The 19,439-nt window shown below is 69.0% G+C and carries 19 protein-coding genes and 3 pseudogenes; 12 read left to right on the top strand and 10 right to left on the bottom strand.

Annotated features, from left to right (window positions below):
• Positions 1-943 precede the first annotated feature (943 nt).
• Positions 944-1,411: a MarR family winged helix-turn-helix transcriptional regulator gene (locus ACIOHP_RS36485; protein WP_401894097.1), complete on the bottom strand. Its 468-nt coding sequence runs from the start codon at positions 1,409-1,411 to the stop codon at positions 944-946.
• Between the two features lie 174 nt (positions 1,412-1,585).
• Between ACIOHP_RS36485 and ACIOHP_RS36480 the strand changes: the two genes are divergently transcribed.
• The 3 genes from ACIOHP_RS36480 (at position 1,586) to ACIOHP_RS36470 (ending at position 5,416) form a co-directional block, all read left to right on the top strand.
• Positions 1,586-2,422: an SDR family NAD(P)-dependent oxidoreductase gene (locus tag ACIOHP_RS36480; RefSeq protein WP_401894096.1), complete on the top strand. Its 837-nt coding sequence runs from the start codon at positions 1,586-1,588 to the stop codon at positions 2,420-2,422.
• 150 nt (positions 2,423-2,572) lie between these two features.
• A complete protein-coding gene (locus tag ACIOHP_RS36475; RefSeq protein ID WP_401894094.1) occupies positions 2,573-3,349 on the top strand; it encodes an SDR family oxidoreductase in 777 nt (258 codons plus the stop codon).
• 672 nt (positions 3,350-4,021) lie between these two features.
• On the top strand, positions 4,022-5,416 hold the full coding sequence (locus ACIOHP_RS36470; RefSeq protein ID WP_401894092.1) for an amidohydrolase family protein: 1,395 nt from the start codon (positions 4,022-4,024) through the stop codon (positions 5,414-5,416).
• Positions 5,417-5,504: 88 nt separating this feature from the next.
• On the opposite strand, the gene ACIOHP_RS36465 is transcribed toward ACIOHP_RS36470, so the two are convergent.
• Together ACIOHP_RS36465 and ACIOHP_RS36460 are read right to left on the bottom strand one after the other, a co-directional pair.
• Positions 5,505-5,981, bottom strand: coding sequence for a GNAT family N-acetyltransferase (locus tag ACIOHP_RS36465; RefSeq protein WP_401894091.1), 477 nt, complete (start codon positions 5,979-5,981; stop codon positions 5,505-5,507).
• 128 nt (positions 5,982-6,109) lie between these two features.
• Complete coding sequence (locus tag ACIOHP_RS36460) at positions 6,110-6,763, bottom strand: helix-turn-helix domain-containing protein (protein WP_401894089.1); 654 nt, start codon at positions 6,761-6,763, stop codon at positions 6,110-6,112.
• 150 nt (positions 6,764-6,913) lie between these two features.
• Here ACIOHP_RS36460 and ACIOHP_RS36455 point away from each other — a divergent pair, with 150 nt between their 5' ends.
• Entirely contained in the window at positions 6,914-7,900 is a 987-nt protein-coding gene (locus tag ACIOHP_RS36455; protein ID WP_401894087.1) for an alpha/beta fold hydrolase, read from the top strand.
• Positions 7,901-8,298: 398 nt separating this feature from the next.
• On the opposite strand, the pseudogene ACIOHP_RS36450 reads toward ACIOHP_RS36455, so the two are convergent.
• Positions 8,299-8,382, bottom strand: a pseudogene (locus ACIOHP_RS36450) (GNAT family N-acetyltransferase); the annotation flags it as partial.
• A gap of 29 nt (positions 8,383-8,411) precedes the next feature.
• Between ACIOHP_RS36450 and ACIOHP_RS36445 the strand changes: the two are divergent.
• Positions 8,412-8,727 (top strand): annotated as a pseudogene (locus ACIOHP_RS36445) (hypothetical protein); the annotation flags it as partial.
• 33 nt (positions 8,728-8,760) lie between these two features.
• Here the strand turns inward: ACIOHP_RS36445 and ACIOHP_RS36440 are convergent.
• Positions 8,761-9,489, bottom strand: a complete 729-nt coding sequence (locus ACIOHP_RS36440; protein ID WP_401894086.1) for an SDR family oxidoreductase — start codon at positions 9,487-9,489, stop codon at positions 8,761-8,763.
• 76 nt (positions 9,490-9,565) lie between these two features.
• Here ACIOHP_RS36440 and ACIOHP_RS36435 point away from each other — a divergent pair, with 76 nt between their 5' ends.
• Entirely contained in the window at positions 9,566-9,943 is a 378-nt protein-coding gene (locus tag ACIOHP_RS36435) for a MerR family DNA-binding transcriptional regulator (RefSeq protein ID WP_361560962.1), read from the top strand.
• A 119-nt stretch (positions 9,944-10,062) separates the two neighbouring features.
• Positions 10,063-10,491 carry an SUKH-4 family immunity protein gene (locus tag ACIOHP_RS36430; RefSeq protein WP_401894084.1) on the top strand — a complete coding sequence of 143 codons (429 nt, stop codon included), beginning with the start codon at positions 10,063-10,065 and terminating at the stop codon, positions 10,489-10,491.
• Positions 10,492-10,710: 219 nt separating this feature from the next.
• Here the strand turns inward: ACIOHP_RS36430 and ACIOHP_RS36425 are convergent, their stop codons facing one another.
• Positions 10,711-10,842 (bottom strand): hypothetical protein, encoded by a 132-nt coding sequence (locus ACIOHP_RS36425; protein ID WP_401894082.1) that lies wholly within the window; start codon positions 10,840-10,842, stop codon positions 10,711-10,713.
• A gap of 248 nt (positions 10,843-11,090) precedes the next feature.
• Between ACIOHP_RS36425 and ACIOHP_RS36420 the strand changes: the two genes are divergently transcribed.
• From ACIOHP_RS36420 to ACIOHP_RS36410, 3 genes are all read left to right on the top strand, one after another.
• On the top strand, positions 11,091-11,693 hold the full coding sequence (locus ACIOHP_RS36420; protein WP_401894080.1) for a HutD family protein: 603 nt from the start codon (positions 11,091-11,093) through the stop codon (positions 11,691-11,693).
• Positions 11,694-11,958: 265 nt separating this feature from the next.
• A complete protein-coding gene (locus tag ACIOHP_RS36415) occupies positions 11,959-12,234 on the top strand; it encodes a hypothetical protein (RefSeq protein ID WP_401894079.1) in 276 nt (91 codons plus the stop codon).
• A gap of 250 nt (positions 12,235-12,484) precedes the next feature.
• Positions 12,485-13,756 carry an MFS transporter gene (locus ACIOHP_RS36410; RefSeq protein ID WP_401894077.1) on the top strand — a complete coding sequence of 424 codons (1,272 nt, stop codon included), beginning with the start codon at positions 12,485-12,487 and terminating at the stop codon, positions 13,754-13,756.
• Positions 13,757-14,575: 819 nt separating this feature from the next.
• Here the strand turns inward: ACIOHP_RS36410 and ACIOHP_RS36405 are convergent.
• Positions 14,576-15,139 carry a YcxB family protein gene (locus tag ACIOHP_RS36405; protein WP_401894075.1) on the bottom strand — a complete coding sequence of 188 codons (564 nt, stop codon included), beginning with the start codon at positions 15,137-15,139 and terminating at the stop codon, positions 14,576-14,578.
• Between the two features lie 95 nt (positions 15,140-15,234).
• Positions 15,235-15,675: a hypothetical protein gene (locus ACIOHP_RS36400; RefSeq protein WP_401894074.1), complete on the bottom strand. Its 441-nt coding sequence runs from the start codon at positions 15,673-15,675 to the stop codon at positions 15,235-15,237.
• Positions 15,676-16,337: 662 nt separating this feature from the next.
• Between ACIOHP_RS36400 and ACIOHP_RS36395 the strand changes: the two genes are divergently transcribed.
• Together ACIOHP_RS36395 and ACIOHP_RS36390 are read left to right on the top strand one after the other, a co-directional pair.
• Positions 16,338-17,174 (top strand): alpha/beta fold hydrolase, encoded by an 837-nt coding sequence (locus ACIOHP_RS36395; protein WP_401894072.1) that lies wholly within the window; start codon positions 16,338-16,340, stop codon positions 17,172-17,174.
• Positions 17,167-17,778, top strand: coding sequence for a WHG domain-containing protein (locus ACIOHP_RS36390; protein WP_401894070.1), 612 nt, complete (start codon positions 17,167-17,169; stop codon positions 17,776-17,778). Before ACIOHP_RS36395 ends, ACIOHP_RS36390 begins: the two co-directional genes overlap by 8 nt.
• Before the next feature lie 234 nt (positions 17,779-18,012).
• Here the strand turns inward: ACIOHP_RS36390 and ACIOHP_RS36385 are convergent.
• Both ACIOHP_RS36385 and ACIOHP_RS36380 read right to left on the bottom strand, forming a co-directional pair.
• Positions 18,013-18,099 (bottom strand): annotated as a pseudogene (locus ACIOHP_RS36385) (hypothetical protein); the annotation flags it as partial.
• A 196-nt stretch (positions 18,100-18,295) separates the two neighbouring features.
• The gene (locus ACIOHP_RS36380) at positions 18,296-18,706 is read right to left on the bottom strand and encodes a hypothetical protein (protein ID WP_401894068.1); all 411 of its coding nucleotides are present in this window, start codon (positions 18,704-18,706) and stop codon (positions 18,296-18,298) included.
• Between the last annotated feature and the right edge of the window lie 733 nt (positions 18,707-19,439).

Genomic DNA, 19,439 nt, shown 5'->3' with positions numbered 1-19,439 from the left:
CCATCCGCGTGCAGTTCGGTGGGAACGGTGTGCTCACGCGGCCGACATTTGGGCAGTGGCGTCGGAGCCGCCGATCTCGCGGCGTGGACGAAGTACGAACGCGTCCCTGGCCGGCTGGCAATCACTGCCGGTGGTGTCCCGCCAAGTGGTGCGGAGAGCCGGGCCGTTTGAGCCCGGATGCAGCTCACCACGCCTGGCGCACGAGCGCCAGGATCCGCTCCCGATGCTGCTCTCGGCGGTTGACGCCGATCTGCAACAACGCTTCGCGGGCACCGCGGCCGTGACCTGCGGAGCCCCGAGCTCCACAGCTCTCCACCGCTTCGTGGGACACGATCCGACGCTTGCCTTTCACCCGTGGCCCGGGCGCCAGAATGACCGCTCCCAAGCTGACCGACCGAGGGCGAAATCACCTCAGCCGCCCGGCAATCGGCCGCATTGCTGCGGCGCGCGCCAGGTCGACCGCTGTCCGCACCGACTCATCCGTGCCCACCAGCACACCGCACCACGCGAAGGATCCCGCGTCCGGCGCGGCCGGAGCCGGTGGCGTCCCGCCAGGTGGTGCAGCGGATCAACGCGCCGGAATCCGGAGGTCATCGCCGCATCGGCGCGGTTCGGGGGCCGCGCCTGGCGCTGACGGCAGGTCAGCCGCCGCGCGATCCGGGAGCCGTGTCCCATGGCGTGGCCGACGCGCGGTTGCCGGAACGCGTCAAGCAAGGTCGCTTACTCCACGAAGAGGGACACGACCTCGGAGCCGGGTACGCCTCCACCCACAAGAAGGCCACTTTCCTCACGCCGCGGGAGCCGCGCCGGTGTTTGCAGGCCTTCGCCCGTAGGCGTCCCGGACGGAATGCGGCAGGCCGTCGTCGCACCGCGGAATATTCGAGGAATAGGTCGCGAAAAAGTCAGGGTATTTAAGTTCCCGGGCATCACGCTCGCATGAGTTCTAATCGGGCTTGCCCTTTTCGACGGCTTTCAGAATCTTTTCGAGCAGGACACCGAGGGAGTCCGCTTCCGCGGGCGTCAGCGGATCGAAGAAGAGCCTTCTCACCGTTTCGGCATGCCCTGGTGCGGCCGCTTCGATCACGGACCGGCCATGCCCGGTCAAACGCACCATCGAACCACGGGCGTCGGCGGCACAGGCTTCACGGGTCACGAGGCCGCGCTTCTCCATGCGGCTGATCTGATGAGAAAGCCGACTGCGCTCCCACCCGACCTCGGCGCCGAGGTCTCGAGCCCGCAGCACCCCGTCTTTCGATTCGGACAGCGGGGCGAGCAGTGCGTAGTCGGCTGCGGAGAGCCCGGAATCCCGCTGAAGCTGCTGGTCCTGGGCCCGCTGCAGCTCACGGCGCAGCCTGCGGTACGTCGCCCAGGCTTCGGCCTCACCCGGCGTGAGCCATCGCGGTTCAGACATCCCTCAAGCCTACCAGGATGTTGATATGTCATCGACGTCGCCCGGAGCTTTTCCTGGGTGTGGAACTCCCAGGAAAAGCGCAGCCTTCATCGGGCCATGAACCAGGGGCACACTCGAATCCGCAAGCAAGAAATCCCCCGGCGACGGGGAAGCAACGAAAGAGGTTCACCTCTCATGGCTACTTGGTTTGTCACCGGCGCCTCCCGAGGTATCGGCGCGGAAATCGCTCGGTCGGCTCTGACTGCGGGAAATAATGTGGTCGTCGCCGTCCGCAACCCGGAGCGCATTCCGGAGGACCTGAAGAACTCCGCGCACGTTTTCGCGGTAGCGCTGGACGTCACGGACAACGACAGCATCCCCCGGGCCGTGGAGGCGGCTGTCGACCAGTTCGGCGGCATCGACGTCCTGGTCAACAACGCCGGCCGCGGCCTGCTGGGGGCGCTGGAGGAGATCACCGACGCCGAGGCGCGCTCATTGTTCGATCTCAACGTGTTCGGGCTGATCAACGTCACCCGCGCCGTCCTTCCCGTGATGCGGAAGCAGGGTTCGGGCAAGCTCGTGCACATCGGCTCCCGCTCCGGTTTCGAGGGTGAGCCCGGTGTCAGCCTGTACTCGGCGTCGAAGTTCGCGGTCGCGGGCATCAGCGAGGCCCTGTCGGTCGAGATGGCCCCGTTCGGCATCCAGTCGATGGTCGTCGAGCCGGGCGTGTTCCGCACCGACTTCCTCGACTCCAGCTCCCTGTCGGTCGCCGCGCACCGCATCGCCGAGTACGACGGCACCCCCGCACACGTGACGCTGGACTGGATCGACCAGGCCAACCACGCCCAGCTCGGCGACCCGGTCAAGGGTGCCGCCCTGATCGTGGAGGTCGCCTCGGCCGAGAAGCTCCCCACCCACCTGTACCTGGGCCGGGACACCATCGAGCGCCTCGAGGTCAAGATCCAGCAGATACGCGACGACCTCGAGCCCTGGAGCGAGAAGTCCGCCGCCACCGCCCACGACGACGCCTGATCTGACCGCGGCCGTCTCTGCCCTGGACGGCGGCCGCAGCCCCAGCGGCCCGGCCGACCAAGAAGACCCCTCTCATGTCCGATCGGCCGGGCCCCGCTCCCCCTTTGTGAAACCGCAGTTCCCTGCTGCTCGAAGAATGAGGTCCTCGCAATGTCTGCTCTGCTCACCGGAACCCCGCTCACCGGTCGTGTCGCCGTCGTGTCCGGCGCGTCCAGCGGCATGGGCGCCGTCACCGCCGAGCGCCTGGCCGAACTCGGTGCCAGCGTGGTGGTGCTCGCCAGGCGCAAGGAGCGCCTTGACGGCGTCGTGAAGAACATCGAGGCGGCCGGCGGTACGGCTCTCGCCCTCGCCGTCGACGTCACCGACCGTGCGGCCGTGCAGGCGGCCGCGGATCAGGTCGCCGCCCGGTTCGGCAAGGCCGACCTGGTGTTCAACAACGCCGGCGTCCAGCTGATCTCGGGCATCGAGGAACTCAAGGTCGATGAGTGGCAGCGTCAGATCGACCTCAACATCACCGGTCTGATGAACGTCATCGCCGCCTTCCTGCCCCACCTCACCGAGGCTGCCGCCGCGGGCAGGCCGGCCGATCTGATCAACACGTCCTCGATCGCGGCCACTCGCATCCTGGAGAAGTTCTCCATCTACTCCGGCACCAAGGCCTACATCAGCCACCTCACGCGACTGCTCCGCGTCGAGCTGGGCCGCAAGATGGTCCGCGTCGCCACCATCGAGCCCGGCATGGTCGACACGGAACTGCCCGACCACGTGACCGACCCGGACGCCTCCAAGCTGATGGCCGACCTCATCCACGACATCGACGTCCTTCAGGGCACCGACGTGGCCGAGACCGTCGCCTTCATGGCTGCCGTGCCGCGGCACGTGAACCTCACCGAGATCACCATCCTTCCCACCGCTCAGGCTGTCTGAGCGCCCCACATGCCAGGGCGGGGAGGAACAGCACGTGCTGTTCCTCCCCGCCCTGGCATGTGCCCGGCAGGTTCCTGGCCGGGCTCCGGATGCCCGCCCTGCGGTCGCCGTCTGCCTGACCGGGACGGTCAACGGCACCAGCGCCCGCGCGGATGCAAAGAGGCCGCGTCGCGGGCAGCGCTCGCGGGGATGTCTTACGGAGATCTCCCCGCCGTATCGGGACGTTGGCAGTGCGGGGCCGGCAACGCAGCAGCCAGTGCGGCACCTCTCGCGAGAACACCGGCACCGCCACCCCGGCCGCCCGCAAGAACGGCTTCCTCCCACTGCTGCCGTACGGGTCCCGCAGGCTCCGGGAGGGCGTCGGACCGGGCCGCGAGCCAGCGTGCCGGGTGTCGCCGTACCTCGTCGGTCCCGAACGTCCGGTCCGGCGTGGTCAGCAGGTGGCGCGCGCGTGCCCAGGCACGCCGGGAGTACTTGTGGGCCGCCGAACTGCGCGGCACCCCTTCGGTAATACCAAGGACATCGCCCTGATCGTGCCGCCTCGGCGGGACGGTGACTGGGTGCCGCGCACCCAGGAAACCGGCGGCCTGGTTGCCACCGCGACACCGGTGGAGTCTGAGCACATCAACGGCCCCGCACAACGGACCGGGCCCCTCAGGAACGGATGCGCTCATGTATTCCAGCGACACCACTCGTCAGTCCCAGCTCGCCCAACTGCGTCAGCGTGCGGCCGCTCCGGCTCGCCGTGTCCTGCTGACGGGTGCCGCCGTGGTCACCATGGACCCTGTCATCGGCGTGCTGGACGAGGGGGACGTGCTCATCGAGGGCGACGTGATCGCGGCTGTCGGACCGGACCTGAGAGCACAGGGCACGATCGCCGACGCCGTGGTCATCGACGCGGCCGGCTGCATCGTCGCCCCCGGCTTCGTCGACACCCACCGGCACGCCTGGGAGGCACAGCTGCGGCGCATCATGCCCGATGTCGACGATCTGGCCGGATACGTCACCAGCACGCTGCTGGGCATCGCGCCGGTGTACCGGCCCGCCGACATGTACATCGGCACCAAGCTGGCGGCGCTGACGGCGCTGGACAGCGGCATCACCACGATGCTGGACTTCTCCCACAACTCCCGTACGGCCGAGCACTCCGACGCCGCCGTGCAGGCCCTGATCGACACCGGCATCCGCGGCGTGCACGCCGCGATGGCCCCTCACTTCGGTGACTGGGACAAGCAGTGGCCGGCCGACCTCGCCCGACTTCAAGGGCAGTACGGCAGCGACCTGCTGACGTTCCGGCTGGCCGCCCTGGCCACCGACGAGATCGCCGGACCGAGCCTGGCCTACGGCGCCGAACTCGCCCGCACCGCCCGCGATCTGGGTATCGGCGTGAGCGTCGACGCCGTGTTCGGCACGTCGTCCTCGCAGGCCGTCCTCACCTGGGAGCGGCACGGTCTCCTCGGGCCCGATGTGACGCTCATCCACGCCACGGGACTGACCGGCGAGGCCTGGCGGGCGATCGGCGCCAGTGGTACGACGATCGCCCTGGCGCCCACCTCGGACGCCCAGATCGGTCTGGAGACCGCCATCCCTGCCGTCGACGAGGCGCTCGCCGTCGGAGTACGGCCCGGGCTGAGCATCGACGTGGAGGTGGCGTTGGCCAGCGACATGTTCACCCAGATGCGCGCGCTGCACGCCATCCAGCGCATGCGGGCCGTCAACGCCGTCTACGGGACGGAGCGGGAGCCGTCCCGCATCGGTGTCCGCGACGTGCTGGACTTCGCCACCTTGCAGGGGGCCCGCACCAACGGGCTGGCGGACGTGACCGGTTCGATCACGGTGGGCAAGCAGGCCGACCTGCTCGTCATCCGAGCCGAGGACATCAACAACATGCCGCTCAACGACGCCGTGGGCACCGTGGTGCTGGGATCCGACCCGCGCAACATCGACACGGTGTTCGTGGCCGGCGAGGTCCGCAAGTGGAACGGTCGGCTCTTGGACGTCGACGTGGCTGCTCTGCGCGCCGAGGTCGCCGCTTCCCGAGACCACATCCTCGCCGACGCCTCGTGATCTGCCGGCAGAACCACGCGTGTGCCCGCTGCCACCGTCACCGGTGACAGCGGGCGCACGCGACAAGCGGAGGCGTCAGAAGCGCCGATCAGAGAGACCCGGCTTTCGGCGGCCCGCCGCTGGTCGCCCTCGCGAGCAGGTGTGTTGGTGAGCCGCCGTCGCTCACGGTTCTCACGAGGTCGAAGCCCTGGACGTCGCGGTAGAGGCGCAGCAGTCCCGGACCCTGGCAACTGCGCCTGAGCGTCGCCGCTCCCGTCTGGCCCGCGTAGGCCAGCGCCCACGTGACGAGCCGGGTACCAGGCCGGTGTTCACGCCAGGCCGGATCAGTGCATGTGGTGCTCAAGTACAGGGCGGACTGGGTACGTTCGCGCGCGGTCCACCCCTCGTCCGGGACAACGGCGGACACCGTGGTGCAACCGACGACCGATCCGTCCCCATGCACCAGCAGCCAGGCGGCCGTTCGCGGCCTAGTGGCCCTGGCGGCCATCAGGTCGGCGCTGCTCATCCAGGCGTCCCAGTCCCGCAGACCCTGGTGGCGCATCCACTCGGCGCGCGAGCGGATCATGCGAACGAGGGCGGTCCTGTCACCACTCTCCGCAGCTCGGACAACGAACAAGCCCACCACTCCGTCAGCGAGATGAATCCATTGGCACCGTCAACGAGGTGGACGCCTTCCGCGGGCCTCGCGTTGATTCACCGTTCGCCGCTGCGCCGGGACCTCGTGTGCGCGTGGGGCCGGGGGTTCGGGGAGCCGGCGCCCGGAGCGGTGCGCAAGCGTAGGCGCTCACCCTGAGGGCCGAACATGATCAGGTACTCAACAGGCCCGCCGATGCCTGCGTTCGCTACCCCGTGCGGGGTGCGGGTGTCGAACTCGGTGGCGTCCCCGGCAGTCAGGACGAGGTCGTGGTCGCCGAGTGCGAGCCACAGCCGCCCGTACAGGACACACAGCCACTCGTAGCCCTCGTGGGAAACCTGCCGCGGCCGCGCGGGCGGATCCTCGAGGGCGGGCAGGATGTGCTTGTGGGCGTGCAGGCCGCCGACGTACCGAGTCAACGGCAGCACCGCCTTGTCGTCGCCGAAGCTCAGCGGCCCTATGGCGCGCGGCTCGGCCGCGGGGGCGGGTGCCGTGCCGGCCAATTCGTCCAGGGAGAGGCCGTACTCCTTCGACAGCTGCAGCAGCATCTCCAGGGTGGGCTTGCGCCGGCCGGTCTCGATCCGGGACAACGTGCTGGTGGAGATGCCGGTCGCACAACTGACACCGGCGAGTGTCGCGCCGCGGTGCTCGCGCGCGGCGCGCAACCGGGGCCCCATCGCGGCCAGCGTGCTGTCCACGTCGTCGACTGCCACCTCGCACGCTCCTCCGTGTCGTGCCTGCCCTGCCGTTCCACCACTCTGTTCTGCGAGTTTGCCAGAGTGGCAAGGCTGATCGCGTCGAGCGGGCGCCACGCCGCATGATCGACGGGTAGCTGCGTCCGCCCGCGAATCGAGGAGAAGCCCATGCAGCCCGAACCGACCGCCGAGCTTGGCCACCGCACCGTCGCGGCCCCGGCCGGGCGCCTGCACCTGGTCGAGCAGGGCACCGGCCCGCTGGTCCTGCTCGTGCACGGCTTCCCCGAGTCCTGGTACTCCTGGCGCCGCCAGCTCCCGGCCCTTGCCGCGGCCGGCTACCGGGCGGTGGCCATCGACGTGCGCGGCTACGGCCGCTCCTCCAAGCCGGAAGCGACCGACGCCTACCGGATGCTCGACCTGGTGGAGGACAACGTCGCCGTCGTGCGCGCCCTCGGCGAGGAGAACGCGGTGGTCATCGGCCACGACTGGGGCTCCAACATCGCTGCCGCCTCCGCGCTGCTGCACCCCGACGTCTTCAGCGCCGTCGGCCTGCTGAGCGTCCCCTACGCACCGCCCGGCGGCCCCCGCCCCACCGACATCTTCGGCCAGATCGGCGGCCCCGAGCAGGAGTTCTACGTCTCCTACTTCCAAGAGCCCGGCCGCGCCGAGGCGGAGATCGAGCCCGATGTCCGGGGCTGGCTCGCGGGCTTCTACGCAGCCCTGTCCGCCGACACCATGCCCGGCCAGGGCGCGCTTGACCCGCACTTCGTCGCCCGCGGCGGCCGGCTGCGCGACCGCTTCCCCACCGGGGCCCTCCCGGCCTGGCTGAGCGAGGACGATCTCGACGTCTACGCCGGGGAGTTCGAACGCACAGGGATCACCGGCGCACTCAACCGCTACCGCAACATGGACCGAGACTGGCAAGACCTCGCCCCGCACCGCGGAGCTCCGATCAAGCAGCCGTCCCTGTTCATCGGCGGCGCCCTGGACGCCTCCACCACCTGGATGTCCGACGCCATCGACGCCTACCCCACCACCCTCCCCGGCCTGTCGGCCTCCCACCTCTTGGACGGCTGCGGCCACTGGATCCAGCAGGAGCGCCCCGACGACGTCAACCGCCTGCTGACCGACTGGCTCGCCACCCTCGACGGCTGAACCAGCCGGCTGCCCCCGCAGCTTGATAACTCGTTCGGGGCGGGTGGCGGTGATATCGCGCATGGTGCTCTGCTCAGTCAGGCCGGACAGCCGTATCAGCCGGAGCGGGTCGGCGCATTCGGCTGCGCCGTTGAGGATGCAGTTCTTGTCTCAGGCCGCTCAGTGGCAGCCCGCGGGGAAAGCACTCCGGCTCAGGGTGCCGATGCTGACGGCCAGGTGGCCGGGCTCGACCGCGCTCAACTGGCAGACCAGCAGCGGGGGTCGGACCGGACCGGCCCGCGGAGGTGGCGGAAGGTGTCGGCGTACGGGCTGTCTGGCTCTGGCCGCGGTTGCGTGAGGGGTACGTGACGTCCTCCTGACACTCGAGATGTCGAGGATGAGTCATGACGAGTGCGGCTCACGGTTTCGAGGCCGTACACGACCCCCCACGCATCTGGGCGCAGCGCGAAGCCGAAGGTGGCTCCGCGCTGCTGGAGTGGGTCGGGCTCGTGACCCGGCCGTCCCGGTCTGAGACAACCTCAACGTCCCCAAAGCCGCCGGCCTACGGCAGTGGGCGGCAGCCCGGGAGTGGCCGACCATCTACTACCTGCCGCCCGAAGGCATACGGTCTCTCCTGCGACGCGGATGGCTCTGCAACGTCGCCTTCAGTACCCCCGGGACACCTCGCCCAGCGCATACGACGTGGCTTACGCCTCATCCAGTACCGCAGTCACCTCATAGACGGCTGCCTCGCCAAGACCGGCCTGACCATCGGACCGCCTGATCAGCGACACGACACCACGAGTTCAACCTCAAGTAGAGGCGTTCGAGAGGCCGTTGGAGAATAAGCCGACCGAAGTCCGCGCGGCACGAGGGGCGCCTCAGGCCGCCATCAGCGCCGCCAGGGCGCGGTCCATTGCGGCGCTGAACTCTTCCGGCGTCAGCGGCAGACGGGACTTGACGTCCCGACTCCACTGGTCGGCGAGGACCTCGGCGGAGCCCGCCTCAACACCGTCGAGCGCCGCGTCGGCCAGGTCCGACGGAGCAAGCTTGTCCACGGGCCAGCCCGCCGCCATGTCGGTGTCGGCCAGGCCGAGGTGTACCGCTGTGACGAGCGTGCCCTGCTCGGCGAGCTCCAGGCGGACGCCGTTGGTCATGGCCCAGGCGGCGGCCTTGGTCAGGTGGTAGGCATTGGCACCCTTGCCCCCGAACCACGACATGGCGGAGAGAACGTTGACGATTGCGCCCCCGCCGTTCCTGGCGAGCGCCGGCGCGAACTCCCGGATCATTGCCAGGTGGCCGAACATGTTGGTCTCCAGCTCGTGCCGCATGGTGTCCAGCGAACCGGTCACCAGGTCGGTCCCCGTACTGATTCCGGCGTTGTTGATGAGGAGCGAGACGTCCGGGGCGGCCTCGGCGGCGGCCCTCACGGATGCCTGATCGGTGATGTCGAGGGGCAGCACCTCGACCCCGGGCAGGTCCACGGTCTCCGGTCGGCGGGCCGTCGCGTAGACCTTGCGGGCGCCCCGTTCGAGCAGGCGCTGGGTGAAGGCGCGGCCCAGGCCGCGGTTGGCTCCGGTGACAAGGGCGACGGAGTTGTTGATATCCATGGCCGGTACGCTAAAACCTGACGCTAGCGTCAGAGGCAAGTGCTGATCGCCAGGGCTAGGGGTGAGAGGAATCACCATGACGGTCACAGTGGCCGCAGAAGAGCGGTTGATCCGCATCGGCGAGGTGGCACGGGGTGCCGGCGTCTCAGTGCGTGCCGTGCGCTACTACGAGCAGCAAGGGCTGCTCATCGCGGAGCGCAGCCCGTCCGGCCAGCGCCTGTACCGGCAGGACGCCATCCCCCTGGTGCGCTTCTTCCAGGAGATGTTCGCCGCCGGCCTGACCAGCCGAAGGATCACCGAACTCCTGCCTTGCTTCGACTCTGGGCACACCGACGCCGAGCAACGAGCCATGCTGCGAGCCGAGCGCGAGCGCATCCAGGCCAAGATCGACGACCTGCAGGCCACCCTGGACCACCTCGACGAGGTCATCGCGATCACGGACACACACCCGTAGGCGCGGTCGGCCAGACGTCTCATCAGCGATCGAAGGGCCGTTCCGCAAGGGCGGCCGTGCAGTGACCTGAGACCGGCTCGTCAGGGTCAGGGCCACAGCCGACGGAAGAGGATCGTTCGATGGCGACGTACGACCAGCTGATCGAGTGGGCCGGTCTGGGGCGTGTCACGCGAGCCGGACGGGACACGGTGGTCGGCTGGCGAATCCCGGGCTGCATGAAGGCGCAGCTCGTCGAGGTGGGCATCCCGGTAGCTCCGCGTCTCATCGAACGAGTCGTGATCCAGAGCGAGTCTGAGCCAGCCCTGCTCACGTCCAGAAGTCTGCTCTACCGTCTCACCGAGGTCGCGGACCCCGAGGAGCCGGCCGAGCGGTCATCGTTCGGCGTCGAGCCGGAGACCGGGGCGGTCTACTTCGTCACGCCTGACGGGGAGGCGTGGTTCGCCAACTCGGGTGTCGGCGTGTGGCTCAGCGTCCTTCACTGTTACGGCAGTCGCGTTAAAGCCTCAGAGCTTCTCAGCGAGCCGGACGGCCCCGAGGAGTACCTCTGAAGAGGAGGAAGAGCGGGCCTTCGCGGAGCTGCACCGGCTGGCCGAGGAGCTGAAGGAGATCGATCCGCCGGCCTTCGACGGCTACGAGGGGTTTCTCTGGCCAGGGCTCCTGGACCGCTGGCTCTACTGACCTCGGCCCGGCAGAGTCACGGGCCGTATGCCTCTGGGCGGGCAGGGATTTCAGACCCGCCGCTGAAATGATCTTCCTGAGGGCTGTGATCACAGCGTCGGGGCCGTTCCCAGGCCGATGCGCGAGATATCGAGCCCGCCCAGGGAAACCGCCGGCTCCAGAACGAAGACCGGGATGTCTCGGTGCTGGGCCGCGACCAACGAAGACATCGTGCCGTCCACGCCGGCCGACCACTCCGAGCCGGCCTACTCGTCCGCAGCAACCGACTGACCGAGCCACGCCAGTCGATCCGCGAAAGCCATCACCGTTTCCGGCACAGCGGCACGATCTCCCACCGAACTCTGCTCTCGCCAGCCACGGCCTGAGCCTGGAGAGGGGCCTAGCACCGCGGCTCGTAAAGTGACTCAGCGCTACACGCCACCTGGCCGTAGCTGCAGCAGAACAAAGCGCACGCAGGAGGCGGTGCCGGATGGACGGAAATGCTCTGCGCTGGAGCGAATACCGCAGCATGCCGTGGAAGAACGGCGGCGGTACGACCCGAGAGGTCGCGTCAGGCACCGTACACGCGCCCCTGACCTCGATGGAGCCCGAGGCCGGCTTCGACTGGCGAGTGAGTGTCGCGGACGTAGACGCGGAAGGCTCCTTCTCCACCTTTCCCGGGATCGACCGCGTGATCACCCTCGTCGAGGGCGAGGGCATGGTGCTGACTGTGGACGGGACACCACATCAGGTCGGGCCGTTGAGACCCTTCGCCTTCTCCGGCGACGCAGCGACAGACTGTCGGCTGAAGGCGGGCGCGGTCCGCAATGTGAACGTGATGACCCGCAGGAGCCGGGCAACGGCAAAGGTGCAGATCATCACCGCCTCCACCTCATGGGGAACGGAGATGGCCTGCGCCACAGGCGAGACCCTGCTCGTCATGGCTATCACCGAGGGGATCACCGTCGGCGGACCGGACGGGAGGGAGACCACGCTCGGCCGTTTCGACTGCGTGCGTCACGAAGGCCCTGCGGCGCTGACTCTGCGCAGCACAGGCGCGGTGGTCGGGATCAGGATCACCGCTCTGTGCTGACAGCGGGTACCGACACCGGGGCCGCGGATTCATCATCGGCAAGGGCCCGGTCCGCATCCACAGCTACGCCTCGCCCGAGGACGGCCTGGACGTCACCACCCAGCTGATCGAGACGCCGTCGCGGATCATCGCCGTCAACGCGCAGTTCGTCCTGGCCTACGCCGACGATGTCGCCGCCTACGCCAAGCAGCTCGGCAAGCCGCTCGCCTCGTCATCAGCCACGCGCACCCGGACCACTACCGAGGTCATCGACGGCATCCCGTTCGTGTTCAAGAAGATCACCGGCGGCGAGATCCACACCACCCTCGTGATCAAGCTGCCCGAGCAGGGCGTCCTGGTCGCCCAGGACGTCGTCCACAACCGCACCCACCTGTGGTTCCTGGACAAGGACTTCGACGGCTGGCAGGCCAACATCGACCGCTTCGCCGCCGGGCCCGACTACGACACGATCCTGCCCGGCCACGGCGAACCGACCACCCCCGCTGTCTGGGCCGAGCTCATCGACGTCGCCAACGCCTACATGTTCGGCCCCACAAGCTGACGCGCCCCCGGGTCGGCGGCGCCCGCCTGCGCGCTTGCCTGAGTGAACTCCTTCCTCGACCGGTGACACGTACGGTGAGGGCCGACCAGTAGCTCTTCTCCGCCGGAGCCCAGCGGGGTGGTCACGCGCGCCTCCGGATCCAGCCGACCGTCCGCCCTGCTTGTCGATCGCCGGCCGAGTGTGCCCATACTCGCGAGCGATCCGACGTATCGCCGTCCGAACTCTTCCTCCGAACCCAGCGGAGATCCCCGTGGCAGACCGCGCCGTACGCCGACGCCGTCAGGCTTTGTTCCTCTTGTTCTTTCTTCCCGGCATCGCCATGTCGTCCTGGGTCACACGCACCCCCGATGTCCGCGATCAACTCGGCTTGTCCATCGGGCAGATGGGGCTGGTCCTGTTCGGGCTGTCCGTCGGTTCGATGATCGGCATCCTGTGTTCCGGTCGTTGCGTGTCCCGGTTCGGCACCCGGCCGGTCATCGCGCTCGGCACGCTCCTGATCATCGCGGGCACGGTCGTCATCGCGGTGGGCAGCGCCGTGCCGTCCGCGTCCCTGGTCACCGCAGGACTGTTCTTGTTCGGCGCGGGCATGGGCGGGGGCGAAGTGGCGGTCAATGTGGACGGCGCCGACGTGGAGCGCATCACCGGAACCGCGGTGCTGCCCACACTGCACGGCTGCTTCAGCCTGGGCACGGTAGTGGGAGGTTCGGTCGGAATGGTGGCCACCGCCGCCGCGTTTCCCGTCTCCTGGCACCTGACGGTCATCGCCCTGATCGCCACGGCAATGCTGGTCCACGCCCTGCGTGCCATTCCCGCCGGGATCGGCATCAGCGCCGCCACATCGACGCCGGGCCCGAGTCCGAGCCCGGTTCCGGGGCAACAAACAAAGCCGCAGGTGTGGAGGGACCGCAAGCTGCTGCTGATCGGCGCCATCGTGCTGGCCATGGCGCTGGCCGAGGGCGCCGCCAACGACTGGCTGCCGCTGCTCATGGTCGACGGCCACGGCCTCGACGCCGCGATGGGCTCGCTCGTCTTTGTGGGGTTCGCAGCGGCGATGACCCTGGGACGCTTCAGCGGCACCTTCTTCCTCAGCCGCTTCGGGCGGGCCGCCGTCGTCCGCGCGAGCGCCATCTCCGGCGCCGTCGGACTCCTCCTGGTCATCTTCTCCGACAACTCTGCCGTAGCGGCGACAGCCGTACTCTTCTGGGGACTTGGGGCCTCCCTCGGCTTCCCAGTCGCCCTCTCCGCGGCGGGCGACTCGGGCCCCGACCAGACCGCCCGCGTCTCGCTGGTCGCCATCATCGGCTACTTCGCCTTCCTCGTGGGGCCGCCCGCGCTCGGATTCCTGGGCGACCACTACGGGCTGCGCTCGGCGATGGTGGTGGTTCTGGTGTTCGTCGCCTCCGCCATCCTCATCGCTCCCGCCGCCGACACCCGTGACCGCGCCGCCGCCGCGGTGGACGTGGCCCAGCGCACGGAACCCGGCCCACATCACGCGGGACAACACCAAGGACGCTGCTCATGAGCCCGCAGGCAGCGTCCGGCACGATCGGCGTCCTCCTCCCCCCGCGACATTCCCCACGCCGAGGGCTTGTCCAGGCCGTCACCGTGCCGGCCCGCATCCGCCGCATCCGCGTCGGAGGCGGGCTGCTGCCCGCAACGTCGCCACGTGAGTGCTTGTCCTCAGAGCCTGCGACCGCGACGCCTACGCGGCGCTGCATGCCGGAGCAGGAGCCAGAGCCGACGGCAGCCGCGGCAGGAGCAGCTCGACGCTCTGCGCCTCGAAGAGAACTCTGCGGATGCGGTCGGCGGGCCGGCGGGCGGCGCGTAATTCAGATGCTCGGCCGGCGGCCGCCCCGCTACGGTGGGCCTTGTTCAGGTGCGCAGGCTGCGGTTACTTCTCTTGCAAAGAATCCGTACCGCCGCCGACTTCGATCTCTGAACGCTCAAGGCCACGAGCCGCCCGCCACGGGGGAAACCGACGGGCGGCTTCGTCCTGCCGCCACAGCAACCCGCACCACACCACAGACTGCTCGCACCGGCGTCTGGCCGGCGCGCTGCAGCACCGGCACATCTACGGAACGCCCTCCCTTCCCCGTAGTGGCGGTCCATCCTCCAGACGCTATGGCTGCGTCCGATGGGGGGGATGGTGGAAGGGCCTGAGTTCGACGTGCTGCTGGACACCGACGCTGTCGAGGCGGGCCCGCAGAGCGTTTCCGGCAGCGCACGGCCCGTCCCACGCGTCCGGGCTTGCCCACCCTGCAGGCATGGTCTCTACGCTACGAAGGGAGGGACACGATAGTCGCCACAGAGGCGCGCCTGTTGCCACAACGGCGGACACCTGTCACACGCGAGGGGTGTACTGGTCCAGGATCGCCCGTAGCCGCTCAAGGTCCCCCGCCTCATGCGCGCCCCGCTTGGGCAAGACGTCGAGGCACAGGATGTTGGGATCCCGGCTGAGCAGGACAAAGTGATCTGCCGTTTCCCGGTAACCCTGGAAAACGGACCACTTCTGGATCAGTGTGCTGTGGTCGGTACGGCAGGTGATACCGGCCGGAGACACGGTGGCGCGGTACTCGCCCTGCCATCCGACGAGCCGCTGCACCTGGGCGGCTTGTATCCGCGGGTAACCCCACAGCAGCAAGACGACAAACAGGAGCAAAGCTGTCGAGAACACCTCGACACTGCCGTGGGCGACGGTGGTGAGCAGCCAGTTTCCTACCGCCAGGAAGAGGAATGCACCCCGCAGCAGTGGCCCGACCCGCTTGATCCGCTCACGGACCCGCAGGGCGACCAGGGTGTCGGCAGACTGGGGCTGGTACACCAGTTCAACTGCGGTCCGCTCATCCACGACATTGTCAGAGGTTTCCACGTTGTTCGTGCCTTGGTCGCTGTGGCCTTCGGCCATGGTCCCTCCCGGTAAGACATGCGGATCATAATCAACTGAGTTTCGCGCAGGTGGCGTAGCCGACCCGGAGGTCGATCACGCCGACAGCCGTCAGGTCAGGGGCACAGGCCGATGTCCGAGTTGTAGTAGATGTCGATGGAACCGCTCCAGGTCATGCACAGGCCCGTCTTGGGCAGGTCCTTGTACACCGGGCCGGCGAAGGTCGTGTAGGAGCCGGCGTCCGTCGCCGGGGTGCTGCTGGTCGGCCAGGTGTCCAGGGTGACCTCCATGAACACGCGGGCGCCGGGCTTGTTGCGCACGGTGACGGCACACCACTGCTTGTCCGCGGAGCTGTAGGCCACGTAGGCGGTGGCGGCCACGGTGGTCTGCGAGGACTTGATCGGAGTCGAGGTGAAGACCTCGTAACCCGCGCCGCACGCTCCGTTGTAGGCGCCGGCAGTGGCGGCCGAGGCCGGGGCGGTCGCGGCGAGCGTGCCGCCCAGGGCCAGAATGGCAAGGGTGCCAGCGGTGGCTGCCTTGTGGCGGACCGACTTCATGGTGTTCCCCCTGTTGGTGTCGTGGCGGGACGGCCGGTCATTGCCGTCCACGCGGAGTGAGACCGGACAGACCCACTGACAGTTGTGGGCCTTCTTGTCTCAGTCCTGTCACCGCCGTCACGAGGGCCGTTGCAACCGCTAGAGCCACCAACCGCTGGGCCCGCTCGGTCACGCCGCTCTTCAAGTCAACGGCAGCGGGCCAGAGTTGGGGCCGTCGTGATCGTCGCCGCAGACCCGGCCCGTAACAGCTGCTCAGCTCCGTTACTTTGGCCAGTCTTGCAGCCACCACCGACGGCGAAGGGTTACCCAGGCAGTTCTCGCCCGCCGGCTACCTGCGCACCGCCGGCCACGGGCTCTCGTGACGGTAGAAGGGGACGCGGACACACTGTGGGCCGCCACGGCCTCCGGGAAGGTGAGCGAGCCAGCGTCCTGTGTGAACTGGCCCGCACCCTCACCCGAGCGGTCTCCCGCCGCCGTCCACTCCTCCACTACCCCGCCCACCCGTCAACCAGCGCTTTCCCAACTCAGAGCGTCCCAGCTGGGCCTCCCCCCCTCGCGTTCACCTGACACCAGGCCGAGGTTGACCCTCTTGGCTATAGGCATTAGCTTCTAGCTAATCAGATTAGCTTTCCGCTATTGCATTTATACAAGCAGGAGATGTCATGGCTGAGTTTGTCTCCGTCCCGGACGGCACCATCGCCTACGAGGCCGCCGGAGAAGGCCCGCTGGTCGTCCTGGCCCACGGCATGGGGGACAGCCGCGCGGCGTACAGGTTCGTCCTGCCAAGTCTGGTGGCGGCGGGGTATCGCGTGGCCGCGGTCGACCTGCGGGGATGTGGCCAGTCGAGCGCGCAATGGCCTTCCTACTCGCGCACCGACATCGCGGGCGATCTGCTCGCGGTGATCCGCCACATCGACAGCGGCCCGGCCGTCCTGGTCGGCCACTCGATCTCGGGCGGCGCCGCCACCATCGCCGCCGCCCAGGATTCCGGCCTGGTCAGGGGCATCATCGAGCTGGGCCCCTTCACACGCGCGCAGTCGATCAAGCTCGGCGACTTCCGCTCGAAGAGCTACCGCAAGGGCGCCTTCCGGCTGCTCGGCGCCAACCTGTTCGGCAGCGTGAGACTGTGGTCCCGCTATCTCGACCATGCTTACCCGGGCCGCAAACCAGCCGACTGGACCGACCGGCTTGCCCGCATCGAGGCGATGCTGGGCGAGCCCGGCCGGATGCGGGCGATGCGGAAGATGGGGCAGTCGGCACCGACCGACGCCGGCGCCCAGTTGGGCAACGTACGGTGCCCTGCCCTGATCGTGCAGGGCTCGCTCGACCCCGACTGGGTCGATCCGCGCGCCGAGGGCGAGGCGATCGTGGCTGCGATGCAGGCCGGTGTCGCAGAGCTCGCGGTGGTCGAGGGAGCCGGCCACTACCCGCACGACCAGTACCCCGAGGAGACGGTGTCCCTGATGCTGGCCTTCCTGGAAGCACACGCCCGTGCCTAGGGCGGGCCTCGATACGAGCGCCGTCGTCGCGGCAGGAGCGGCGCTCGCAGACGAGGTCGGTTTGGCGGGCCTGACCATGGGTCTGCTGGCGAACAGACTCGGCGTACGGCCGCCGTCCCTGTACAAGCACGTCGGCTCCCTGCACGAACTGCGGCACGGCATCTCCGTCCAGGCCAAGCGCGAGTTCGCCCATCAGCTGGCCCGGGAGTCCGTCGGCCGTTCCGGTCCGGACGCGGTCCGGGCGTTCGCCGACAGCTACCGCCACTGGGCCCTGGAGCATCCCGGCCGCTACGCCGCCACCCTCCCCGCTCCAGCGGCCGGCGACGAGGAGGACCGTCGCGTCAGCGAGGCGGCGTTGCAGGTTCTGCTCGACGTCCTCGCCGGTTTCGGCCTGCCCGACGCACGTGTAGTCGACTCCGCACGGGCAATGCGATCAGCACTTCACGGGTTCGTCACCCTTGAAGGCGCCGACGGCTTCCAAATGGCCCGCGACCTCACGCGGAGTTTCCACTTCCTCGTCGACACTCTGATCGCCGGCTTCCAGGCCGACCCTCGTGACCACGCCTCCGACGAATGCCCCTGGCCACCTCACAGCCACCTGTGAACGGAAAAACTCCGGCCGAGCCGTTGCCCCAGACCCTCCTTGCCGATCAAGGTCATGAGGCCGCCGTAAGCACCGTGAGGGCTTGGGTGTGCACCCCTGGGCTCTGTGGTCGCACTCCATCCCGCTGATGATCGGCGCCGTCCTGTTCGGTCACCTCGCCGGCGAAGGGGATGCCGCCTCGGACGTAGCCGTGTCCTGGCCTTTGCGTCTTGGTCGGCCCGAGCGCCGCGGAGCGGCCCGGCGAAAGTCCTTGTGCGGGCCGTCCAGCAGGGACTTGTCGTTGGTGTAGCCATGGATGGTGGTCATCATTCCGCGGTCGATGCACCATCTCGTGCACTACCCGCCGAAGAGTTCCCGCGGCGGAGCGCCGCTGACCGTGATCCGTCAGTACATCGAGGGCCAGCAACGCGCCCTCTGGCCATCACCCCACAGGCGCAGAGTGTCTCCGGCCTCCAATGCCCCCAGGTCGAAGCGGCGCAACGGGCGGCCTCGACCAGGGCCTGCGGCACCGGGAGACCTAACGGCGCCCGGAAGAGAGCCGGCCCCGTGGCGAGTAGCTGGTATCGCCGTCGCAAGGGGTGAACAGCACCCACAGCCCCGAACTCAGGCGGGCGGCGACGGATCGCTCGGGGAGGCCGAGTGTTCCGGAGACGGCGGCGCAGGAGCGGTCACCGATGAGGTGGAGAGCCAGCTCGATGCGGTCGAGCGGGGAAGAGGCGCTGTCGGGACAGCGGTCTCTGGCCGCGGGCAGGTGTGCGGGAGCAGGCCCTGGGGGTGCTCGGTGAGGAGCCGGAACAGCGAAGCCCGGGCTCTCCACCTTGGCGAAGACCGCGGGAGGGTCGGCGGGGTCGGAGAGCACCTCGGACAGGGCCGCCTCGACGATGCCCGGGTCGTCCGTCATGAGGGTGGACAGGGCGTGGATGGCCATCAGGTGACGGTCGCACCAGGCAACGACCGAGCGTCGACGTGCGAGGAGCCGTTCGACCTGGGGGTTGTGGGGTTCCGCGTCCGCGGTTCGGGTCCCGGTCGGTGTGGTCACCACCGTGGGCTCCAGGGTCCGGGCTCAGAGCCCGGGTGCACTGGCGGAAGCCTCTGGGGAGGTCCCGTACGTGGCACCGGATCGTTGCCGGGTTCGCCTGCCCCGGTGATCAGGACCCGGTCATCAGCGCCGTGCCGATGCCCTGTCAGCATCTGAGAGGTGGGCATGGTGCCTCCGTCCGGAAGAGGTCGGCACGGCGCCGTGGTCCGGGGCAGGACGTACGTGTCTTGCCGAGGGGAAGACTGGAGGAACAGCCCGTCCTGGTACCTCAGGACACGGTCATGGACTCCGGGCGCGGTGCCGTGTGTCTCGGAATGCGGCCGTACGGCGGGAGGGTTCGGTATCGGGCCGGCGGCCGCGGGGGAAGCATCGGGCGACCGCACAGGGGCCGCCCGGGTGCATCCGTGTCAACTGGCAGTAAGCGCCGGGGTCCAGGACGTCTAGTCGCCAGCGTAGCCCCATTCGGACCAGGCACAAGGGGACCACGGTCCCGGGGGGGCCCGGGGGGGGGGGGGGCCCCCCCGGGGGGGGGGGGGGCCCCCCGCCGCCCCCCCCCCCCCCCCCCGGGGGGGCCCCCGGACGGAACCGGGGGGGGGGGGGGCCGGGGGGTGTCGGCCGGCGC

It is taken from the genome of Streptomyces sp. NPDC087859 (genome assembly GCF_044742595.1).
Taxonomy (GTDB): domain Bacteria; phylum Actinomycetota; class Actinomycetes; order Streptomycetales; family Streptomycetaceae; genus Streptomyces; species Streptomyces canus_F.
Note: the sequence above shows the minus strand (reverse complement) of the source record. Positions and strands in the feature narration are given on the sequence as shown.